The 16,679-nt window shown below is 58.5% G+C and carries 17 protein-coding genes and 1 other RNA gene; 9 read left to right on the forward strand and 9 right to left on the reverse strand.

Features of this window, described 5'->3' with window-relative positions; all coding sequences use genetic code 11:
* Positions 1-2: 2 nt before the first annotated feature.
* Together pepP and ATE40_RS16870 are read right to left on the reverse strand one after the other, a co-directional pair.
* Positions 3-1,316, reverse strand: coding sequence for a Xaa-Pro aminopeptidase (gene pepP, locus ATE40_RS16865; RefSeq protein WP_063917980.1), 1,314 nt, complete (start codon positions 1,314-1,316; stop codon positions 3-5).
* Between the two features lie 55 nt (positions 1,317-1,371).
* Positions 1,372-1,950, reverse strand: a complete 579-nt coding sequence (locus ATE40_RS16870; protein ID WP_025160211.1) for a YecA/YgfB family protein — start codon at positions 1,948-1,950, stop codon at positions 1,372-1,374.
* 319 nt (positions 1,951-2,269) lie between these two features.
* On the opposite strand from ATE40_RS16870, the gene zapA reads away from it, so the two are divergent.
* From zapA to ATE40_RS16885, 3 genes are all read left to right on the forward strand, one after another.
* Positions 2,270-2,599: a cell division protein ZapA gene (gene zapA, locus ATE40_RS16875; protein WP_019455629.1), complete on the forward strand. Its 330-nt coding sequence runs from the start codon at positions 2,270-2,272 to the stop codon at positions 2,597-2,599.
* Between the two features lie 41 nt (positions 2,600-2,640).
* A non-coding RNA gene (gene ssrS, locus ATE40_RS16880) (6S RNA) lies at positions 2,641-2,823 on the forward strand.
* A 52-nt stretch (positions 2,824-2,875) separates the two neighbouring features.
* A complete protein-coding gene (locus ATE40_RS16885) occupies positions 2,876-3,484 on the forward strand; it encodes a 5-formyltetrahydrofolate cyclo-ligase (protein ID WP_063917981.1) in 609 nt (202 codons plus the stop codon).
* Between the two features lie 53 nt (positions 3,485-3,537).
* On the opposite strand, the gene serA is transcribed toward ATE40_RS16885, so the two are convergent.
* Both serA and rpiA read right to left on the reverse strand, forming a co-directional pair.
* Positions 3,538-4,776: a phosphoglycerate dehydrogenase gene (gene serA / locus ATE40_RS16890; RefSeq protein ID WP_025160210.1), complete on the reverse strand. Its 1,239-nt coding sequence runs from the start codon at positions 4,774-4,776 to the stop codon at positions 3,538-3,540.
* 293 nt (positions 4,777-5,069) lie between these two features.
* Positions 5,070-5,726: a ribose-5-phosphate isomerase RpiA gene (gene rpiA, locus ATE40_RS16895; RefSeq protein ID WP_063917982.1), complete on the reverse strand. Its 657-nt coding sequence runs from the start codon at positions 5,724-5,726 to the stop codon at positions 5,070-5,072.
* Positions 5,727-5,930: 204 nt separating this feature from the next.
* On the opposite strand from rpiA, the gene ATE40_RS16900 reads away from it, so the two are divergent.
* A complete protein-coding gene (locus ATE40_RS16900) occupies positions 5,931-6,824 on the forward strand; it encodes a LysR family transcriptional regulator ArgP (protein WP_019455625.1) in 894 nt (297 codons plus the stop codon).
* 48 nt (positions 6,825-6,872) lie between these two features.
* Here ATE40_RS16900 and ATE40_RS16905 read toward each other — a convergent pair whose 3' ends face one another.
* The gene (locus ATE40_RS16905; RefSeq protein WP_071892035.1) at positions 6,873-7,604 is read right to left on the reverse strand and encodes an oxidative stress defense protein; all 732 of its coding nucleotides are present in this window, start codon (positions 7,602-7,604) and stop codon (positions 6,873-6,875) included.
* Between the two features lie 121 nt (positions 7,605-7,725).
* Positions 7,726-8,343 (reverse strand): arginine exporter ArgO, encoded by a 618-nt coding sequence (gene argO / locus ATE40_RS16910; protein WP_019455623.1) that lies wholly within the window; start codon positions 8,341-8,343, stop codon positions 7,726-7,728.
* A 209-nt stretch (positions 8,344-8,552) separates the two neighbouring features.
* On the opposite strand from argO, the gene ATE40_RS16915 reads away from it, so the two are divergent.
* A complete protein-coding gene (locus ATE40_RS16915) occupies positions 8,553-9,251 on the forward strand; it encodes an RluA family pseudouridine synthase (protein WP_063917984.1) in 699 nt (232 codons plus the stop codon).
* 7 nt (positions 9,252-9,258) lie between these two features.
* Here the strand turns inward: ATE40_RS16915 and ATE40_RS16920 are convergent, their stop codons facing one another.
* Positions 9,259-9,798, reverse strand: coding sequence for a DUF2058 domain-containing protein (locus tag ATE40_RS16920; protein WP_025160208.1), 540 nt, complete (start codon positions 9,796-9,798; stop codon positions 9,259-9,261).
* Between the two features lie 318 nt (positions 9,799-10,116).
* On the opposite strand from ATE40_RS16920, the gene ATE40_RS16925 reads away from it, so the two are divergent.
* From ATE40_RS16925 to ATE40_RS16935, 3 genes are all read left to right on the forward strand, one after another.
* Complete coding sequence (locus tag ATE40_RS16925; RefSeq protein ID WP_019455621.1) at positions 10,117-11,094, forward strand: DUF1852 domain-containing protein; 978 nt, start codon at positions 10,117-10,119, stop codon at positions 11,092-11,094.
* A 25-nt stretch (positions 11,095-11,119) separates the two neighbouring features.
* Positions 11,120-12,151, forward strand: a complete 1,032-nt coding sequence (locus ATE40_RS16930; RefSeq protein ID WP_025160207.1) for a methionine synthase — start codon at positions 11,120-11,122, stop codon at positions 12,149-12,151.
* Positions 12,152-12,323: 172 nt separating this feature from the next.
* On the forward strand, positions 12,324-13,673 hold the full coding sequence (locus ATE40_RS16935) for an MFS transporter (RefSeq protein ID WP_063917985.1): 1,350 nt from the start codon (positions 12,324-12,326) through the stop codon (positions 13,671-13,673).
* 82 nt (positions 13,674-13,755) lie between these two features.
* Here the strand turns inward: ATE40_RS16935 and mscS are convergent, their stop codons facing one another.
* Complete coding sequence (gene mscS / locus ATE40_RS16940; RefSeq protein WP_019455618.1) at positions 13,756-14,622, reverse strand: small-conductance mechanosensitive channel MscS; 867 nt, start codon at positions 14,620-14,622, stop codon at positions 13,756-13,758.
* Between the two features lie 205 nt (positions 14,623-14,827).
* Between mscS and ATE40_RS16945 the strand changes: the two genes are divergently transcribed.
* Complete coding sequence (locus tag ATE40_RS16945) at positions 14,828-15,496, forward strand: DUF1345 domain-containing protein (protein ID WP_019455617.1); 669 nt, start codon at positions 14,828-14,830, stop codon at positions 15,494-15,496.
* 56 nt (positions 15,497-15,552) lie between these two features.
* On the opposite strand, the gene fbaA is transcribed toward ATE40_RS16945, so the two are convergent.
* A complete protein-coding gene (gene fbaA, locus ATE40_RS16950) occupies positions 15,553-16,632 on the reverse strand; it encodes a class II fructose-bisphosphate aldolase (RefSeq protein ID WP_019455616.1) in 1,080 nt (359 codons plus the stop codon).
* Positions 16,633-16,679 lie beyond the last annotated feature (47 nt).

Genomic DNA, 16,679 nt, shown 5'->3' on the forward strand with positions numbered 1-16,679 from the left:
CGTTACCTTGCCGCCGCCATCAACGCTTCGATGGCATCGGCGTCTTTCACCACGGTGGCGGTCAGGTTTTCATTGCCGTCGGCGGTGATCACGATGTCGTCTTCGATACGGATGCCGATGCCGCGGTATTCCGCCGGCACGTCCGCATCCGGCGCGATATACAGCCCAGGCTCCACGGTCAGCACCATACCCGGCTCCAGCAGCCGATCGCGGCTCGGCGTGCCATAATGGCCGACGTCGTGCACGTCCAGGCCCAGCCAGTGGCTCAGCCCGTGCATAAAGAACTGACGGTGGGCCTGCTCGGCGATCAACTGGTCGACTTCACCTTTCAATACGCCCAGCTCCACCAGCCCGACCACCATGATGCGCACCACTTCGTCATTGACTTCGCGGATGCTGGTGCCGGGTTTGAACAGCTCCAGCGCACGCAGCAGCGACGCCAGCACGATGTCGTACACTGCGCGCTGCGGCCGGCTGAACTTGCCGTTGACCGGGAAGGTGCGGGTAATGTCGCCGGCGTACCCCTGATACTCGCAGCCGGCGTCGATCAACACCAGATCGCCGTCGCGCATCTGGCTCTCGTTCTCGGTGTAGTGCAGGATGCAGCCGTTTTCGCCGCTGCCGACGATGGTATTGTAAGACGGGTAACGGGCGCCTAGGCGGGTGAATTCATGATGAATTTCCGCTTCCAACTGGTATTCGAACATGCCCGGACGGCATTTTTCCATCGCGCGGGTATGTGCCAACGCGCTGATCTCGCCGGCGCGGCGCATCACCGCCAGCTCCTGCGGCGATTTGAACAGCCGCATGTCGTGCAGCCACGGCCGCCAGTCGGTGACGGTGGCCGGCGCCTGCAGATTCTGGCGGAATCCCTTGCGCAGCTTGTCCAGCGCGCCGAACAGGATCTGATCGGCGTAGGCGTATTCGCCCTGCGCGTGGTAGACCACGTCCAGGCCATTCAGCAGCAGGTGCAGCTGGTCATTGATTTCATCGAACGGCAGCGCGCGATCCACGCCCAGCTTCGCCGGCGCGGCGTCTTGCCCCAGACGGCGGCCAAACCAGATTTCCGCCGTCAGGTCGCGCACCCGGTTGAACAGCACGCTGTGGTTGTGCGTTTCGTCGCTTTTGATCAGCACCAGCACCGCTTCCGGCTCATTGAAGCCGGTCAGGTACCAAAAGTCGCTGTTCTGCCGGTAGGGATAGTCTGAATCTGCACTGCGCGTCGTTTCCGGCGCAGAGAAAATAACCGCCGCGCTGGCCGGCGCCATTTTCGCCAACAGCGCCTGACGGCGGTTGTTGAATTCCTGCTGAGTCATTACCTTCTCCTGAAATCATGCCATCCGCACCGCCGGCGGAGGGGCGATAGAACGTTTAGTGCAGCGTCGGTTTGATATTTTCCGGCGCCGTCGGCTTGTGACGAGTGAATTCGCCGTAGCACATGATGGCGGCGACCCGCACATACTCCGCCACTTCTTCCAGCGACTGTTCCAACTCTTCCTGATCTTCGTCTTCGTCGTAGCCCAGCTGCGCGATGTTACGCAGATCGTCGATCGCTTCACCGACCTCGTCTTTCACCTGGGCCAGCTTCGGCTGCATCATGCCCAAACCGAGCAGGAAGTGGTTGACCCAACCGGCCAGCGCGTCGGCGCGATCGAACACGCTGACGATCTCCCCTTCGGGCAGCATCAGTTGGAACAGGAATTCGTCGTCTTCCAGCGTTTCACGCGTCGCTTCATACAGCTGCTGCAACGGTTGGCTGAGCGCCTGCGGGAAGGCGACGCCTTCATTGGTCAGATCGTGCACCAGCGCCTGCCAGCCGGCATCACGGCTGCCGCCGCACAGCAGGCCGCTGATCAGGCCGTGCATTTCTGCCGCGGTCAACGCCACCGACTGTTGGTTGAGGGCCACGGTCAAAGATTGGTAACTTGGAAATGTATTCTGTATAGACATGCGCATTCGTCATCGTTGGCAGGATAAGTTCGTGGTATGCTACCACCAAGGTCCGTCGCTATACCAGATAAGCGCGACACCTCAGTGGCTAGTTATAATCGTGATGTGGCAGGTCTCACACTGCGCCGGCGGGTGACGAAAGTGCGGTAAATACGCATTTTGAAACCCTTTTTTGACTGGCGATGTCTGCCGCAGTAGATTACAACCAGGTACTGAAAAAGGGGTTGTATCTTGGTACCGAGGTATATATAGTGGCGCCCGCTTTGACGGCCCGGCCAGGGCGGACAAGGCTGGCGCGAAATTTAGGCAGGAAGGTGGCATGTCTGCACAACCGGTAGATATTCAAATTTTTGGCCGCTCGTTAAGAGTCAATTGCCCGCCAGAACAACAAGATGCGTTGAATATGGCGGCGGACGATCTTAACCAACGGTTGCAAGATCTAAAAGTTCGCACTAGAGTCTCCAATACTGAGCAACTGGTTTTCATCGCGGCATTGAACGTCTGTCACGAACTTGCTCAAGAACGGTTGAAAACCCGTGACTATGCGTCCAATATGGAACAACGCATACGGATGCTGCAGCAGACCATTGAACAAGCGCTGCTTGAACAAGGTCGCATCTCTGAACGTCAGGATGTGCAATTCGAATAACTTAAGTTGTTGAAATCACAGTTTTCAGCAACGAGTACAAAATTTCTCTGAGATGTTCGCCAGCGGGCCAGTCCCCTGAGCCGATATTTAGTACAAACAGAATGTGTTGCTCCGCGATCGGTGAGCACGCTCGGTGCGCCGAGAAGCCTTAAGATTGCGACGGCACGTTCACCTTGAACCATGGGTTCAAGGGTTACAGCCTGCGACGGCATCTCGGAGATTCCCCTTCTCAGCGGTTTATGTGTGCTGAACGCCACACTGAGCAAGCCTGATACGATGCCTTTTCAACCCCAATTCGCGCAGCAGCGCCAAGCCATTCGTCAACTCATTCGCCAACGTCGGCGCGAACTTACGCCGGGCCAGCAACGCTTTGCCGCAGAAAAGATAACCGAACGTCTCGTCGCACACGGCCGTATTCAGGCGGCGCACAGCATCGCGGTATTCCTGTCGTTTGACGGCGAACTCGATACCGGGCCGCTAATCGAGCGTTTGTGGACGCTCGGCAAACGGGTTTACCTGCCGGTGCTGCATCCGTTCAGCCCGGGGCACTTGCTGTTCCTACGCTATGCGCCGGAAACGCCGCTGGTGCGCAACCGCTTCAATATTCTCGAGCCGCACCTCGATGTGCGCCAGGTGCTGCCGCTGGGCGAGCTGGACGTGGTGTTGACACCGCTGGTGGCGTTCGATCATACCGGCCAGCGTCTGGGCATGGGCGGCGGCTTTTACGATCGCACCCTGCAAAACTGGCAGAGCGACGGCCCCTATCCCATCGGCCTGGCCCATGATTGCCAACAGGTGGAAAGCCTGCCGATCGAGCATTGGGATATCCCGCTGCCGGAGATCCTCACCCCGCTCTGCAGCTGGGCGTGGCGCGAGCCCAAATAGCAAAAGGCCGGAATCCATCCGGCCTTTTTCTTTCATTGCGGCATGCCGCCGAATCAGAACAGCAGACGGGCGCGAATGGTGCCGTCGATGGCCTTCATGCGCTGCAGCGCGGCGTCGGCGCGCGCGGTTTCCGCTTCGATATCGATCACCACGTAGCCGATTTCCGGCCCGGTTTGCAGGTACTGCGCGGCGATGTTAACTCCCTCTTCGGCGAAGATCTGGTTAATCTGCGTCAGCACGCCCGGACGGTTTTCATGAATGTGCAGCAGGCGGCTGGCGTTCGGGCCATGCGCCGGCAGCGACACTTCCGGGAAGTTGACCGCCGACAGCGTCGACCCGTTGTCGGAATACTTCGCCAGTTTGCCGGCCACTTCGTCGCCGATGTTCTCTTGCGCTTCCTGAGTTGAGCCGCCGATGTGCGGCGTCAGCAGCACGTTGTCGAACTCACACAGCGGCGAGTTGAACGGATCGCTGTTGGTCGCCGGTTCTTCCGGGAAGACGTCGATCGCCGCCCCCGCCAGATGATTGCTGGCCAACGCATCGCACAGCGCGGGGATATCCACCACGGTGCCGCGCGAGGCGTTGATCAGAATGGCGCCCGGTTTCATCAGCGCCAGCTCTTCTGCACCCATCATATTCTTGGTGGCCAGCGTTTCCGGCACGTGCAGCGTTACCACGTCGCTCATATTGAGCAGATCGGACAGATGGCGCACCTGTTGCGCATTACCCAGCGGCAGCTTGTTCTCGATATCGTAGAAGAACACCTTCATGCCCAGCCCTTCGGCCAGAATGCCCAGTTGGGTGCCGATATGACCGTAGCCGATGATGCCCAATTTTTTGCCGCGCGCCTCGTAAGAGCCCACGGCCAGTTTGTGCCACACGCCGCGGTGCGCCTTGGCGTTGGCGGCCGGAATGCCGCGCAGCATCAACAACAGCTCGCCCAGCACCATTTCGGCCACGGATCGGGTATTGGAGAACGGGGCGTTGAAGACCGGAATACCGCGCTTGGTCGCTGCGTTCAGATCAACCTGGTTGGTGCCGATACAGAAGCAGCCCACCGCCACCAGCTTTTCTGCGGCGGCGAAGACCTCTTCGGTCAGATGCGTGCGCGATCGGATGCCGACGAAGTGCGCATCGCGGATGGAGGCCTTCAGCGATTCGGTGTCTAACGCACCCTTGTGGTATTCGATGTTGGTATAACCGGCGGCACGCAGATTGTCTACCGTGCTCTGATGAACCCCTTCCACCAACAGGAATTTAATCCTGTCTTTCTCCAATGATACTTTTGCCATTTACCCGACCCTATGTTCAGACTTCAGAAGCGGCTGTTGCGACACAGCTCCCATCCAACATAACAAAAATAACGCGGGCGGCAATACAAACGATTGCCTGCCCGGCAGGACAAGGCGCAGCGTTCCTGGCGGTTTCTGGCAGAAAATGCCATAGGGAAAGTTTTCGGCAGAAGCTTTGGGGAGTCAGTTTTCACAATGTGACATAAGTCACCAAATTTGCCGCTTTTCAGAAAAGATATTTTAACCGAAGAAATTTTGCGGCCCGGCATGACCGGGCCACAGGCCATGGCGGCTTATTTGACCACTTTCACGCCTTCCGACGTGCCGACCAGCGCCACGTCCGCGCCGCGGTTGGCGAACAGCCCAACGGTCACCACGCCGGCGATGCCGTTGATCTTGTTCTCCAGCGCGATGGCGTCGGTGATGACCAGGTTATGCACGTCCAGGATCACGTTGCCGTTGTCGGTCACCACGTTTTGGCGATACTCCGGCAGGCCGCCCAGTTTCACCAGCTCGCGCGCCACGTAAGAACGCGCCATCGGGATCACTTCCACCGGCAGCGGGAACTTGCCCAACACGTCTACCTGTTTGCTGGCGTCGACGATGCAGATGAATTTCTTGGCGATGGCGGCGATGATCTTCTCGCGCGTCAGCGCTGCGCCGCCGCCCTTGATCATCTGCATATGGCCATTGATTTCGTCCGCGCCGTCCACGTAGATATCGAGCGAGTCCACTTCATTGCTGTCGAATACGTGGATGCCGAGGCTTTTCAGCTTGGCGGTGGAGGCGTCGGAGCTGGACACCGCGCCTTCAATCTGGTGCTTGATGGAGCCCAGCGCGTCAATAAAGTGGGAAGCGGTCGAGCCGGTGCCAACCCCGACGATGGTGCCCGGCGTTACGTATTCCAGTGCCGCCCAGCCTACCGCTTTTTTCAGTTCGTCCTGCGTCATAATATGTCCCTTGCCTCTGTACGAAAACGTGTGCGTATTATAGGGTAAAACGCTGTTTTTCACGCCGGCAGGATCACACTTATTTACCGCATCCCGCATTTTTACCCGCTTTGCGGCGAGTTGGTGGCGTGATTTTTCCACCTGCGCCGCGCGCAAAATGTGGCATAGTGCCGGTATCATTCTAATTTAAGGGATATCTTTCCGATGAAACGCCCAGACTATCGTACGCTGCAAGCGCTGGACGCGGTGATCCGTGAGCGCGGCTTCGAGCGCGCCGCTCAAAAACTCTGCATCACGCAATCGGCGGTATCCCAACGCATCAAACAGCTGGAAAACCTGTTCGGCCAGCCGCTATTGGTCCGTACCGTGCCGCCGCGCCCGACCGAACAAGGGCAAAAGCTGCTGGCGTTGCTGCATCAGGTGGAGCTGCTGGAAGAAGAGTGGCTTGGCAACGACACCGGCGTCGATACGCCGCTGCTGCTGTCGCTGGCGGTCAACGCCGACAGTCTGGCGACCTGGCTGCTGCCGGCGCTGAAACCGGTGCTGGCGGACTCCCCCATTCGTCTGAATCTGCAGGTGGAAGATGAAACCCGTACCCAGGAGCGGTTGCGCCGCGGTGAAGTGGTGGGGGCGGTGAGTATTCAGCCGCAGCCGCTGCCGAGCTGCCTGGTGGATCGGCTGGGGGCGCTGGACTACCTGTTCGTGGCCTCCAGCGGCTTCGCCGAGCGCTACTTCCCCAACGGCGTCACCCGTTCCGCGCTGCTGAAAGCACCGGCGGTGGCCTTCGACCATCTCGACGACATGCACCAGGCGTTCCTGCAGCAGAACTTCGATCTGTCGCCGGGCAGCGTGCCCTGCCACATCGTGAACTCATCGGAAGCCTTCGTGCAGCTGGCACGCCAGGGCACCACCTGCTGTATGATCCCGCATCTGCAGATCGAAAAGGAGCTGGAATCCGGTGAACTGATCGACCTGACGCCGGGGCTGTACCAGCGCCGCATGCTGTACTGGCACCGCTTCGCGCCGGAAAGCCGCATGATGCGTAAAGTGACCGATGCGTTGCTGGAACACGGTCACCAGGTGCTGCGCCAGGATTAAAACGAAAAAAGGTTCGCCGCAGCGAACCTTTTCTTCAATACCACACCTTTACTGCGCGGCGTTGCGCTGCAGCTCGAACACCACATCCACCTGATCGTCGAAGTGAATGCTTTGCTGTTCATAGGTCTGCGCCGCATCGCTTTCCGCCGCCGCACCGGCCGCCTTATACATCCGCGCCACCGGCATCGGCTGGTAGTTGGCGACCCGATAGCGAATGCTGTACACCGGCCCCAGCTTGGCGTGGAAGCCTTTGGCCAGGGATTCGGCCTGTTGAATCGCGTTCTCGATCGCTTTTTGCCGCGCCTGTTCGCGATACACGTCCGGCTTGGCGACGCCCAACTCCACCGCACGGATCTCGTTCAGGCCGGATTTCAACGCGCCGTCCAGCAGCTCGTTCAGCTTGTCCAACTGGCGCAGCGTCACCTGCACCTGGCGCACCGCACGGTAGCCCTTCAGCACCGACTCGCCGGTTTTCAGGTAGTCGTATTCCGGCTGGGTGCGCAGGTTGGCGGCGCTGATGTCTTTCTTCTCGATGTTATTTTTCTGCAGGAAATCAAAGTACTGCGCCACGCGCTCATCCACCTGCTTCTTCGCCTGAGCGGCGTCTTTGGAGGAAACGCTCACTTCGATCGCCAGGGTGGCGATGTCCGGCGTGGCGTCCACGCTGGCGGTGCCGGAGGTGACGACATGCGGCCCTTCAGGCACTTCGGCCGCCTGCAGCGCCATCGGTAACGTCCCTAATCCGACCATTGCGGCCATAGCCAATGCTTTTAGCTTCACAGTGTCTCCTTAATGACAGGCTGTCTCTGATCGCCGGCTTTTCCCCGTGAGAACCGCCGGATTCCTGGCATCAAACGTAGCATATCGCGCGGCGTTTTGAATTCGGATTAGTGACAAATTCTTATAAATTTGCCCCCTGCCAGGCCAGCTGCAGCGCGATGCCCCACATCACCAGCCCGACCAGCGCATTGATGATGCGCTGCGCCCGCTGCGTGTTCAGCCAGGGCGCCAGCCAGGAGGCCAACAGCGCCAGCCCGAAGAACCACACGACCGATGCGCTGACCGCGCCGAGCGCAAACCAGGAACGCACGTCCGCCGTCAGCTGCCCACCCAGGCTGCCGAGCACCACGAAGGTGTCCAGATAAACGTGCGGGTTCAGCCAGGTGACCGCCAGCATGGTGACCACGATGCGCCAGCGGCTCTGCGCCAGCTCTTGCGCCGCAGCCTGCGCCGGCTGCGGACTGAAGGCGGAACGGAACGCGCCCCAGCCGTACCACAGCAGAAACGCCACCCCGCCCCAGGTCACCAGCGCCAGCAGCAGCGGCGAACGGGTCAGCAATGCGCTGCCGCCGAAGATGCCGGCGCAGATCAGCACGATATCGCTCAACGCGCACAGCGCGGCGATCATTAAATGGTACTGACGCCGAATGCCCTGATTCATCACGAATACGTTCTGCGGGCCCAGCGGCAGGATCATGGCGGCGCTCAGGGCAAAACCCTGCAGGAAGACGGATAACATGGGGATTCCTCGAATGATAAAAGGCGCCGGACGAGGGCGCGAATCGGTCAACACGCGCATCATACGAGGAAGCGATCATTAGGTGAAATTGATGTTTCTAATCAAGTATCAGAAGCGCTAATACTCCAACCGGCGGGATTGCGCCGTCAAATTCGCCCATCGGCGAAAAATTCGCTATCATCCGCTCCCCCTCACCAGCCGGCCGCACGATGTCTACGATTATCGATACCTTCATCGCCCCGCCATGTCATGACCAGATAGAGATCCTCTATCAGGACGCTCATCTGGCGCTGATCAATAAGCCGGCCGGGCTGCTCAGCCTTTCGGGCAAGAATCCGCAAAATCTCGATTCGGTGCACCATCGGCTGGTGCAGCTCTTACCCGGCTGCACTTTGGTGCATCGTCTGGATTTCGGCACGTCCGGCTTGATGGTGGTGGCCCGCAATAGGGCCGTCAACGCCGCGCTCTGCCGACAGTTCAGCGAACGCACCGTCAGCAAAGTGTACAGCGCGCTGCTCTGCGGCCATCTGGCGGATAACGAAGGAGTGATAGACGCGGCGATCGCCAAAGATCCGGCGCTGTTCCCGCTGATGTCGATTTGCGCCCTTCACGGCAAGCCCGCCCGTTCCCGCTATCGGGTCGTCGAGCGTTTTTATCGTATCGTGGAGGATGGGACATCGCTGCCGCTGACGCGGGTGCAGCTCACCCCGGAGACCGGGCGCACCCATCAGCTGCGTATTCACAGCCGGCAGTTGGGCCACCCTATTTTAGGCTGCGATCTGTATGGCGGCCGCCTGCTACCGGGCACCGAACAGACGCCGCGGCTGATGCTGCACGCCAGCGAACTGGATTTTGTGCACCCCATCAGCGGAGAACGGATAACCGCTCGTCACGCCGCGCCGTTCTGAACGCGGCTTACCACATCAAATCGTCGGGCACTTTAAAGTCGGCGTACGGATCGTCTTCATCCTGCTCTTCCTGACTCAGCGCGCTGTGCAGCACAATGCTGGCCGCATCGCGCTGCGCGATTTTATCGGCGACGCTGGCGGGGATAATCGCGTATTCACACTCTTCGCGGTTCTCGACCACCAAGCGTGCGATGGCAAGACGGCCATTGATCAGCTGGGTCTGGGTCGCTTTATCCACCAGGATTTTCTTGATCAGGTTGCCGTCGGTGAAGTTAAAACCGATATCGCCTTTCGCCAGGACGATGCGGTTCATCTCGATCAGTTGCTTCACCTGCGCTTTGTATTCTTTGGACAGCGCGGCTTGCTTTTGCTGCTCGCTCAGCTGCTTATCGCGTTCAAGCTGCGCCTTTTTATTCTCTTCCACCGCCTCTCTGGCCTCACGGGCCTGAACGCGTGATTTTTTAGCCGTTCTTTGGACTTTGGCCATTTTCTTGCTGGTTACCAAGCCCGCTTTGAGCATCTGCTCTTGTAAGGTGAGTTTTGTCATGTTCGTGTCTGAAGCCGTGGGGTCATGGTGGGGATTATACCCGTAATGTTTCAGGCTGCACCAGCTTGCCGCCTCGGCGCATAAGGCGGTTTGCGCGGCCGGATCGCGGCGGAAAACTGCCTGATGCGCCAGATCATGAACGCGGCTCATGTGGTAATGAAATTAAGTCTCTTTCACTCCCCTCGGGACTCTGGCAAAAATAGACCTCATTAACGACAGACAATATGAAAGCGGCTGAATAAAAAAATATAAAAACAACTAATTGATAAAAATAGATAAAACCAGCCCTCATATCATATAACAGGATGCTATAAGACGATGAATAAAGACTTTACCTTTACGATTAAGAGCAGTTCTTTCAATGAAGATTATAACCCTTCTGAAAGTACGCGTATCACCACCAACTTTGCCAATTTGGCCAGAGGGGAAAACCGCCGGGAGAACCTGCGCAATACGTTGGTGATGATTGACAATCGCTTCAATACGTTGGCGCATTGGGATAACCCCAAGGCCGATCGTTATTCGGTCGAGCTGGAAATCATCTCGGTTGAGATGCGCATTGAAGATCACGGCGCCAGCTTTCCGGTGATCGAAATCCTGAAGACCAACATTATTGATAAAAAAACGCAAAAGCGTATCGAGGGTATCGTCGGGAACAATTTCTCGTCTTACGTGCGTGATTATGATTTTAGCGTCTTGCTGCCGGCGCATAACCAAAACGCAGCGGAGTTCAACATTCCGGATGACTTCGGCGATTTGCACGGCAATATCTTTAAGCATTTCGTCAATTCAAAGGCATACCATGAAAACTTTAGCAAACCGCCGGTGATCTGCCTCAGCGTGTCCAGCAAAGACACCTATCATCGGACGGGCAATCACCACCCGGTATTGGGTGACGAATACCGCCAAGACGGCGCTTCGTTGACCGACCGGTATTTCAAGAAAATGGGCCTGCAGGTGCGTTATTTCATGCCGAAAAATAGCGTCGCGCCCCTGGCCTTTTATTTCCCCGGTGATTTGCTGAGCGATTACACCGACCTTGAGCTGATTGGCACCATCAGCACGATGGAGACCTTCCAAAAAATCTATCGGCCTGAAATTTACAATGCCAATTCGGCGGCGGGGCAATGTTATCAGCCAAGCCTGAATAACCAGGACTATTCATTAACCAAGATTGTTTATGATCGCGAAGAGCGTAGCCAGTTAGCGATTGAGCAGGGGAAATTCACGGAAGAGCAATTTATCAAACCCTACAAGCCTATTCTTGAGCAGTGGTCTGCTCACTACGCGCTTTGATTAACTCAAATACAGGTCATCCATCATGAAAATATTGCTCCCTACATCGACCGCCGGCAGCTTGCCCAAACCTTCCTGGCTGGCCCAACCGGAAACCCTGTGGTCGCCCTGGAAATTGCAGAATGAAGAATTAATCGAAGGGAAACAGGACGCCCTGCGTTTATCGCTGGCGGAGCAACAGTTGGCCGGCATCGACATCGTCAGCGATGGCGAGCAAACGCGTCAGCATTTCGTCACGACGTTCATTGAGCACCTCAGCGGCGTCGATTTCGAGCAACGCCAGGTGGTGAAAATCCGTAATCGCTATGATGCAAGTGTTCCGACCGTGGTGGGTGCGGTCGAGCGTCAAAAGCCCGTTTTCGTTGAAGACGCCAAATTTTTACGCCAGCTGACCAAGCAGCCGATTAAATGGGCCCTGCCGGGGCCGATGACCATGATCGACACGCTCTATGACAACCACTATAAAAGCCGTGAAAAATTGGCCTGGGAATTCGCCAAGATCCTCAATCAGGAAGCCAAAGAGCTCGAGGCCGCCGGCGTCGACATCATTCAGTTTGATGAGCCCGCCTTTAATGTGTTCTTTGACGAAGTGAATGACTGGGGCATCGCCGCCCTGGAAAGGGCCATCGAAGGGCTGAAGTGCGAAACGGCGGTGCATATCTGCTATGGGTACGGCATTAAAGCCAATACCGACTGGAAGAAGACGCTGGGTTCAGAGTGGCGGCAATATGAAGAGGCGTTTCCTAAACTGCAAACGTCTAATATCGATATCATCTCGCTGGAATGCCATAACTCGCACGTGCCTATGGACCTGCTTGAACTGATCCGCGGTAAAAAGGTGATGGTCGGCGCCATTGACGTGGCGAATCATGCCGTCGAGACGCCTGAAGAAGTGGCCGCTACGTTGCGTAAGGCGCTGCAGTTTGTCGATGCCGACAAGCTCTATCCGTCGACCAACTGCGGCATGGCCCCTCTGCCTCGTCAGGTCGCCCGCGGCAAGCTGAATGCCTTAAGTGCAGGCGCCGAGATCGTGCGCCGGGAACTGTTGGCCAAATAACCTTGCCAAGCGCCCGCCACAGGTACCTCCTGCGGCGGGCGATGATCATCGACGCCCTCTCCCCGCAACGCCCCCCCTCTGGTGTATACTCGGGTTTCTACGCGATGCCAGCCACAGCGGCCTGAACGGCCCCTCAGCCAGCCCACAACAGCTTAATAACAGTGGAACCCTCATGAGCCCAGATACCGCTCGCATCAGCGAAATCATCGATCGCGCCAGGATCTCACCCTACCAAATCCTGATCCTGACCTTATGTTTCCTCATCGCCCTGCTGGACGGCTTCGATACCGCCATCATCGGCTATATCGCCCCGGCGCTGCGCGAAGAGTGGAATCTGCTGCCTGCGCAGCTCTCCCCCGCCTTCGGTGCGGGGTTGTTCGGCCTGCTGCTCGGCAGCCTGCTGTTCGGGCCGCTCGCCGACGCCATCGGCCGCAAGCGCGTGCTGCTCGTCGCGGTGCTGGTGTTTGGCGGCTGCACCCTGGCTTCGGCCTATACGCATTCGATCGAATCCCTGACCCTGCTGCGCTTCATCACCGGCATTGGCCTCGGGGGCGCGATACCGACCTGCATCACTCTCAGCTCGGAATACTCACCGGCGCGCCGGCGCATGTTGATGGTCACCCTGAGCTGGAGCGGCTTCACCGCCGGGTTGGCCCTGGGCGGCCTGCTGGCCGGGCAGATCATTCCGACGTTCGGCTGGCGCGGCCTGCTGCTGGTCGGCGGTATCGCGCCGTTGGCGCTGCTGCCGCTGCTGGCCTGGCAGATGCCCGAGTCGGTGCGCTTTATGGCCGCCAGCGCCAAACACGCCGATCGGCTGCGCCGGGTGGTCGAGCGCATCACCGGCCAGCGTTGGGCCGGTGTGACGATTGTCGATGACGAGCGTCCGGCGCAGGTCAAATCGCCGATATCACACCTGTTTATCGAAGGCCGCGCCGTGCGCACCCTGCTGCTATGGGCGGCGTTCTTCTGTTCACTGTTTGTGTTCTATCTGCTCACCAGCTGGCTGCCGACTCTCCTCAAAGACGCCGGTTACGACATCGTCCACGCCTCGCGCATCGGAGCCATGGTGCCGCTCGGCGGTACCCTGGGCGCCATCCTCATGGCGCTGCTGATGGACCGGATCGGGCCCTACCGCGTGCTGGCCGTCTCCTACCTGGGCGCCGCGCTGGTGATTGGCGTTACCGGTTACCTGATGGGCGACGCCTACACGCTGGCCGCCATTGTGTTCCTGATCGGCTTCGGCGTGGCCGGTGCACAGAACGGCCTGAATCTGGTTTCCGCCACCCTCTACCCAACCGCAGCCCGGGTGACCGGCGTCAGCTGGGCCATGGCCAATGGCCGCTTCGGCTCAATTGTCGGCTCGATGCTCGGCGCCTGGATGATGACCGCAGCCGGATCGCCGGAAGTGTTCTTCCTCTGGCTGGCGTTGCCGGCGCTGCTGGGCGCCGCCGCCATCTTCCTGCTTTATCGCCTCAGCCTGCGTCGCCGCGCGCCGCTCACCGAACCGGCGGCCGGCGTCTGAACTCGCGGAAAAGAAAAGGCCGAGATGCCATTGGCAGCGTCTCGGCCCGCAATAAAAAAGGGGGCCAAGGCCCCCTTCTCTGTTATTCCGCCTTGGCGGAAGCGTCTTCGGTGCGATACAGATGCACGTCCATCTGCGGGAACGGAATGCCGATGTTGTGGGCATCCAGCGCGCGCTTGAAGTTTTCCATCAGATCGAAGTACACGTTCCAGTATTCCGCGTTAGTGGTCCAGGAACGAGTCACGAAGTTCAGGGACGATGGCGCCATCTCGTTCAGACGCACGGTCACGCCTTTGGCGTGCATGATGCGCTTGTCGGCGGCGATCACGTCGCCCAGCACCTTCTTCACCACGTCGATATCGGCGTTGTAGGCCACGCCCACCACGATATCCACGCGGCGGTTCGGTTCGCGGGAGTAGTTGATGATGTTGCCGGCGATGATTTTACCGTTCGGCACCACGATGGTTTTGTTGTCGGAAGTCCGCAGGGTGGTGGAGAAAATCTGCACCTGATCGACGGTGCCGGCCACGCCGCCCAAATCGACATATTCACCCACACGCAGTGGACGGAAGATCACCAGCAGCACGCCGGCGGCGAAGTTGGACAGCGACCCTTGCAGCGCCAGACCGACGGCCAAACCGGCGGCACCCAGCACGGCGATCACCGAGGTGGTCTGCACGCCGACGCGCCCCAGCACCGCGATGAAGGTGAATGCCAGCACGCCGTAGCGCACGATCGCCGACAGGAAATCCGCCACCGTGGCGTCGATGCCGCGCAGCTTCATTACGCGGTTCAGCGCATTGCCGACCACGCGCGCCACGATCGAACCGATAATCAGGATAACGATGGCAGCGACGATATTCACCGCATACTGGATCAACAGATCCTGGTTCTTCACCAACCAGTCGCCGGCACCGTTGATGCCGTCTACTACATTCAAATCTTTCATTCGTGTCGTCCTAACTCAGTCCCTAACGGGAGAAACTCGCAAAAATACACTGGCCTCGATAGCCAGTAGGAAACCACCGCCTTAGGGTAACCAACATTAAAGGCTCATGCCAACCGTCAGCGTTAAAAATAGCCGAAACCGCGCGCCGCTTCTTCTATGCTGAGAACAGCGCGTTGGCCATTTCACGATAAGGGATCCGTTTTTCATGCACATTCGCTCTTCGCTCAAACACTATTGGCAAGTGCGGCCCAGGCTGCTGTTTTCCGTCGGCGCCGGGCTGCTGTGCTTTCTGCTGCTGCCAGCCCAGCTCTCGCTGCTGCAGCGCTTGATGATCGGCTGGAATACGCTGGCCTGGCTCTATCTGCTGTTTCTCTGGCGGCTGATGCTGATCAGCACGCCGCAGCACATTCGCCAGATAGCCCGGCGGCAGGACGAAAGCGCCAGCATGGTGCTGGCGCTGGTCAGCCTCGGTTGTCTGGTCAGCTTATTGGCGATCCTGTTTGAATTGAGCAGCGCCAAACAGGTGGCCGGCTCGCTGAAAACGCTGCATTTGCTGCTGACCGGCGCCACGCTGGTGGTCTCCTGGCTGCTGCTGCCGACCGCTTTCACCATGCACTATGCCCACCAGTTCTATCGTCAGGGCGCGCAGCAGAATCCTTTGCCGTTGCTGTTCCCCGGCAACCTCACCGAGCCGACCTATCTGGACTTCGCCTACTTCTCCTTCACCATCGCGGTGGCGTCGCAAACCGCCGATGTGGCGGTCGGGGCGGCGGAGGTGCGTAAGGTCACCCTGCTGCAGTCGGTGATCTCCTTCGCGTTCAACATGCTGATCCTGGGCCTGTCTATCAACGTCGGCGCCGGCCTGCTGGGCTGAAAACGAAAAAGGCTCCCCGCAGGGAGCCTTATGCATCGTGCAACAGGTGCCGAAGATTACAGAACGTCTACCGCGTTCAGATCTTTGAAGGCCTGCTCCAGACGCGTCACCATGCTGGTCTGCGCTGCGCGCAGCCATACACGTGGATCGTAGTATTTCTTGTTCGGCTGATCGGCGCCTTTCGGGTTGCCCAGTTGGCCCTGCAGGTAAGCTTCGTTCGCTTTGTAGTACTGCAGGATGCCGTCCCAGGTCGCCCATTGGGTATCGGTGTCGATGTTCATCTTGATCACGCCGTAGCCCACGGACTCTTTGATCTCTGCGTCGGTAGAGCCGGAACCGCCGTGGAACACGAAGTTCAGGCTGTTGTGCGGCAGGTTGAATTTCTTGGACACGTAGTCCTGAGAATCACGCAGGATGGTCGGGGTCAGCTTGACGTTGCCTGGCTTGTACACGCCGTGCACGTTACCGAACGAAGCGGCGATGGTGAAGCGCGGGCTGATGGCGTTCAGTTTTTCGTACGCGTAAGCCACGTCTTCCGGCTGGGTGTACAGAGCGGAAGCGTCCATATGGCTGTTGTCCACGCCATCTTCTTCACCGCCGGTGCAGCCCAGTTCGATTTCCAGCGTCATGCCGATTTTGGCCATGCGCTTCAGGTATTCGCTGCAGATCTCGATGTTTTCTTCCAGCGACTCTTCAGACAGATCGATCATGTGGGAAGAGAACAGCGGTTTGCCGGTAGCGGCGAAGTGCTTCTCGCCGGCGTCCAGCAGGCCGTCCAGCCATGGCAGCAGTTTCTTCGCGCAGTGGTCGGTGTGCAGGATCACCGGCACGCCGTAGTGTTCAGCCATCTGGTGAACGTGGTGCGCGCCAGAGATAGCGCCCAGAATCGCTGCGCCCTGAGGCACATCGGTCTTCACGCCTTTGCCGGCGATAAACGCGGCGCCGCCGTTAGAGAACTGAACGATGACCGGCGCACGTACTTTAGCTGCGGCTTCCAGCACGGCGTTGATGGAGTCGGTACCCACGCAGTTTACCGCTGGCAGCGCAAAGTTGTTCTCTTTAGCAACTGCGAAGACTTTCTGAACGTCATCACCCGTGATGACACCCGGTTTTACGAAATCAAAAATTTTAGACATGTTACTTTGTCCTGTTTCGTCGGCCGTAGATGGATGTAAATCGATGT

The sequence above is a fragment of the Serratia surfactantfaciens genome (genome assembly GCF_001642805.2).
GTDB classification, from domain to species: domain Bacteria; phylum Pseudomonadota; class Gammaproteobacteria; order Enterobacterales; family Enterobacteriaceae; genus Serratia; species Serratia surfactantfaciens.

Coding starts and splice junctions, on each gene's coding strand:
- pepP (WP_063917980.1), bottom strand. CDS start 1,316: ATGACTCAGCAGGAATTCAACAACCGCCGTCAGGCGCTGTTGGCGAAA.
- ATE40_RS16870 (WP_025160211.1), bottom strand. CDS start 1,950: ATGTCTATACAGAATACATTTCCAAGTTACCAATCTTTGACCGTGGCC.
- zapA (WP_019455629.1), top strand. CDS start 2,270: ATGTCTGCACAACCGGTAGATATTCAAATTTTTGGCCGCTCGTTAAGA.
- ATE40_RS16885 (WP_063917981.1), top strand. CDS start 2,876: ATGCCTTTTCAACCCCAATTCGCGCAGCAGCGCCAAGCCATTCGTCAA.
- serA (WP_025160210.1), bottom strand. CDS start 4,776: ATGGCAAAAGTATCATTGGAGAAAGACAGGATTAAATTCCTGTTGGTG.
- rpiA (WP_063917982.1), bottom strand. CDS start 5,726: ATGACGCAGGACGAACTGAAAAAAGCGGTAGGCTGGGCGGCACTGGAA.
- ATE40_RS16900 (WP_019455625.1), top strand. CDS start 5,931: ATGAAACGCCCAGACTATCGTACGCTGCAAGCGCTGGACGCGGTGATC.
- argO (WP_019455623.1), bottom strand. CDS start 8,343: ATGTTATCCGTCTTCCTGCAGGGTTTTGCCCTGAGCGCCGCCATGATC.
- ATE40_RS16915 (WP_063917984.1), top strand. CDS start 8,553: ATGTCTACGATTATCGATACCTTCATCGCCCCGCCATGTCATGACCAG.
- ATE40_RS16920 (WP_025160208.1), bottom strand. CDS start 9,798: ATGACAAAACTCACCTTACAAGAGCAGATGCTCAAAGCGGGCTTGGTA.
- ATE40_RS16925 (WP_019455621.1), top strand. CDS start 10,117: ATGAATAAAGACTTTACCTTTACGATTAAGAGCAGTTCTTTCAATGAA.
- ATE40_RS16930 (WP_025160207.1), top strand. CDS start 11,120: ATGAAAATATTGCTCCCTACATCGACCGCCGGCAGCTTGCCCAAACCT.
- ATE40_RS16935 (WP_063917985.1), top strand. CDS start 12,324: ATGAGCCCAGATACCGCTCGCATCAGCGAAATCATCGATCGCGCCAGG.
- mscS (WP_019455618.1), bottom strand. CDS start 14,622: ATGAAAGATTTGAATGTAGTAGACGGCATCAACGGTGCCGGCGACTGG.
- ATE40_RS16945 (WP_019455617.1), top strand. CDS start 14,828: ATGCACATTCGCTCTTCGCTCAAACACTATTGGCAAGTGCGGCCCAGG.
- fbaA (WP_019455616.1), bottom strand. CDS start 16,632: ATGTCTAAAATTTTTGATTTCGTAAAACCGGGTGTCATCACGGGTGAT.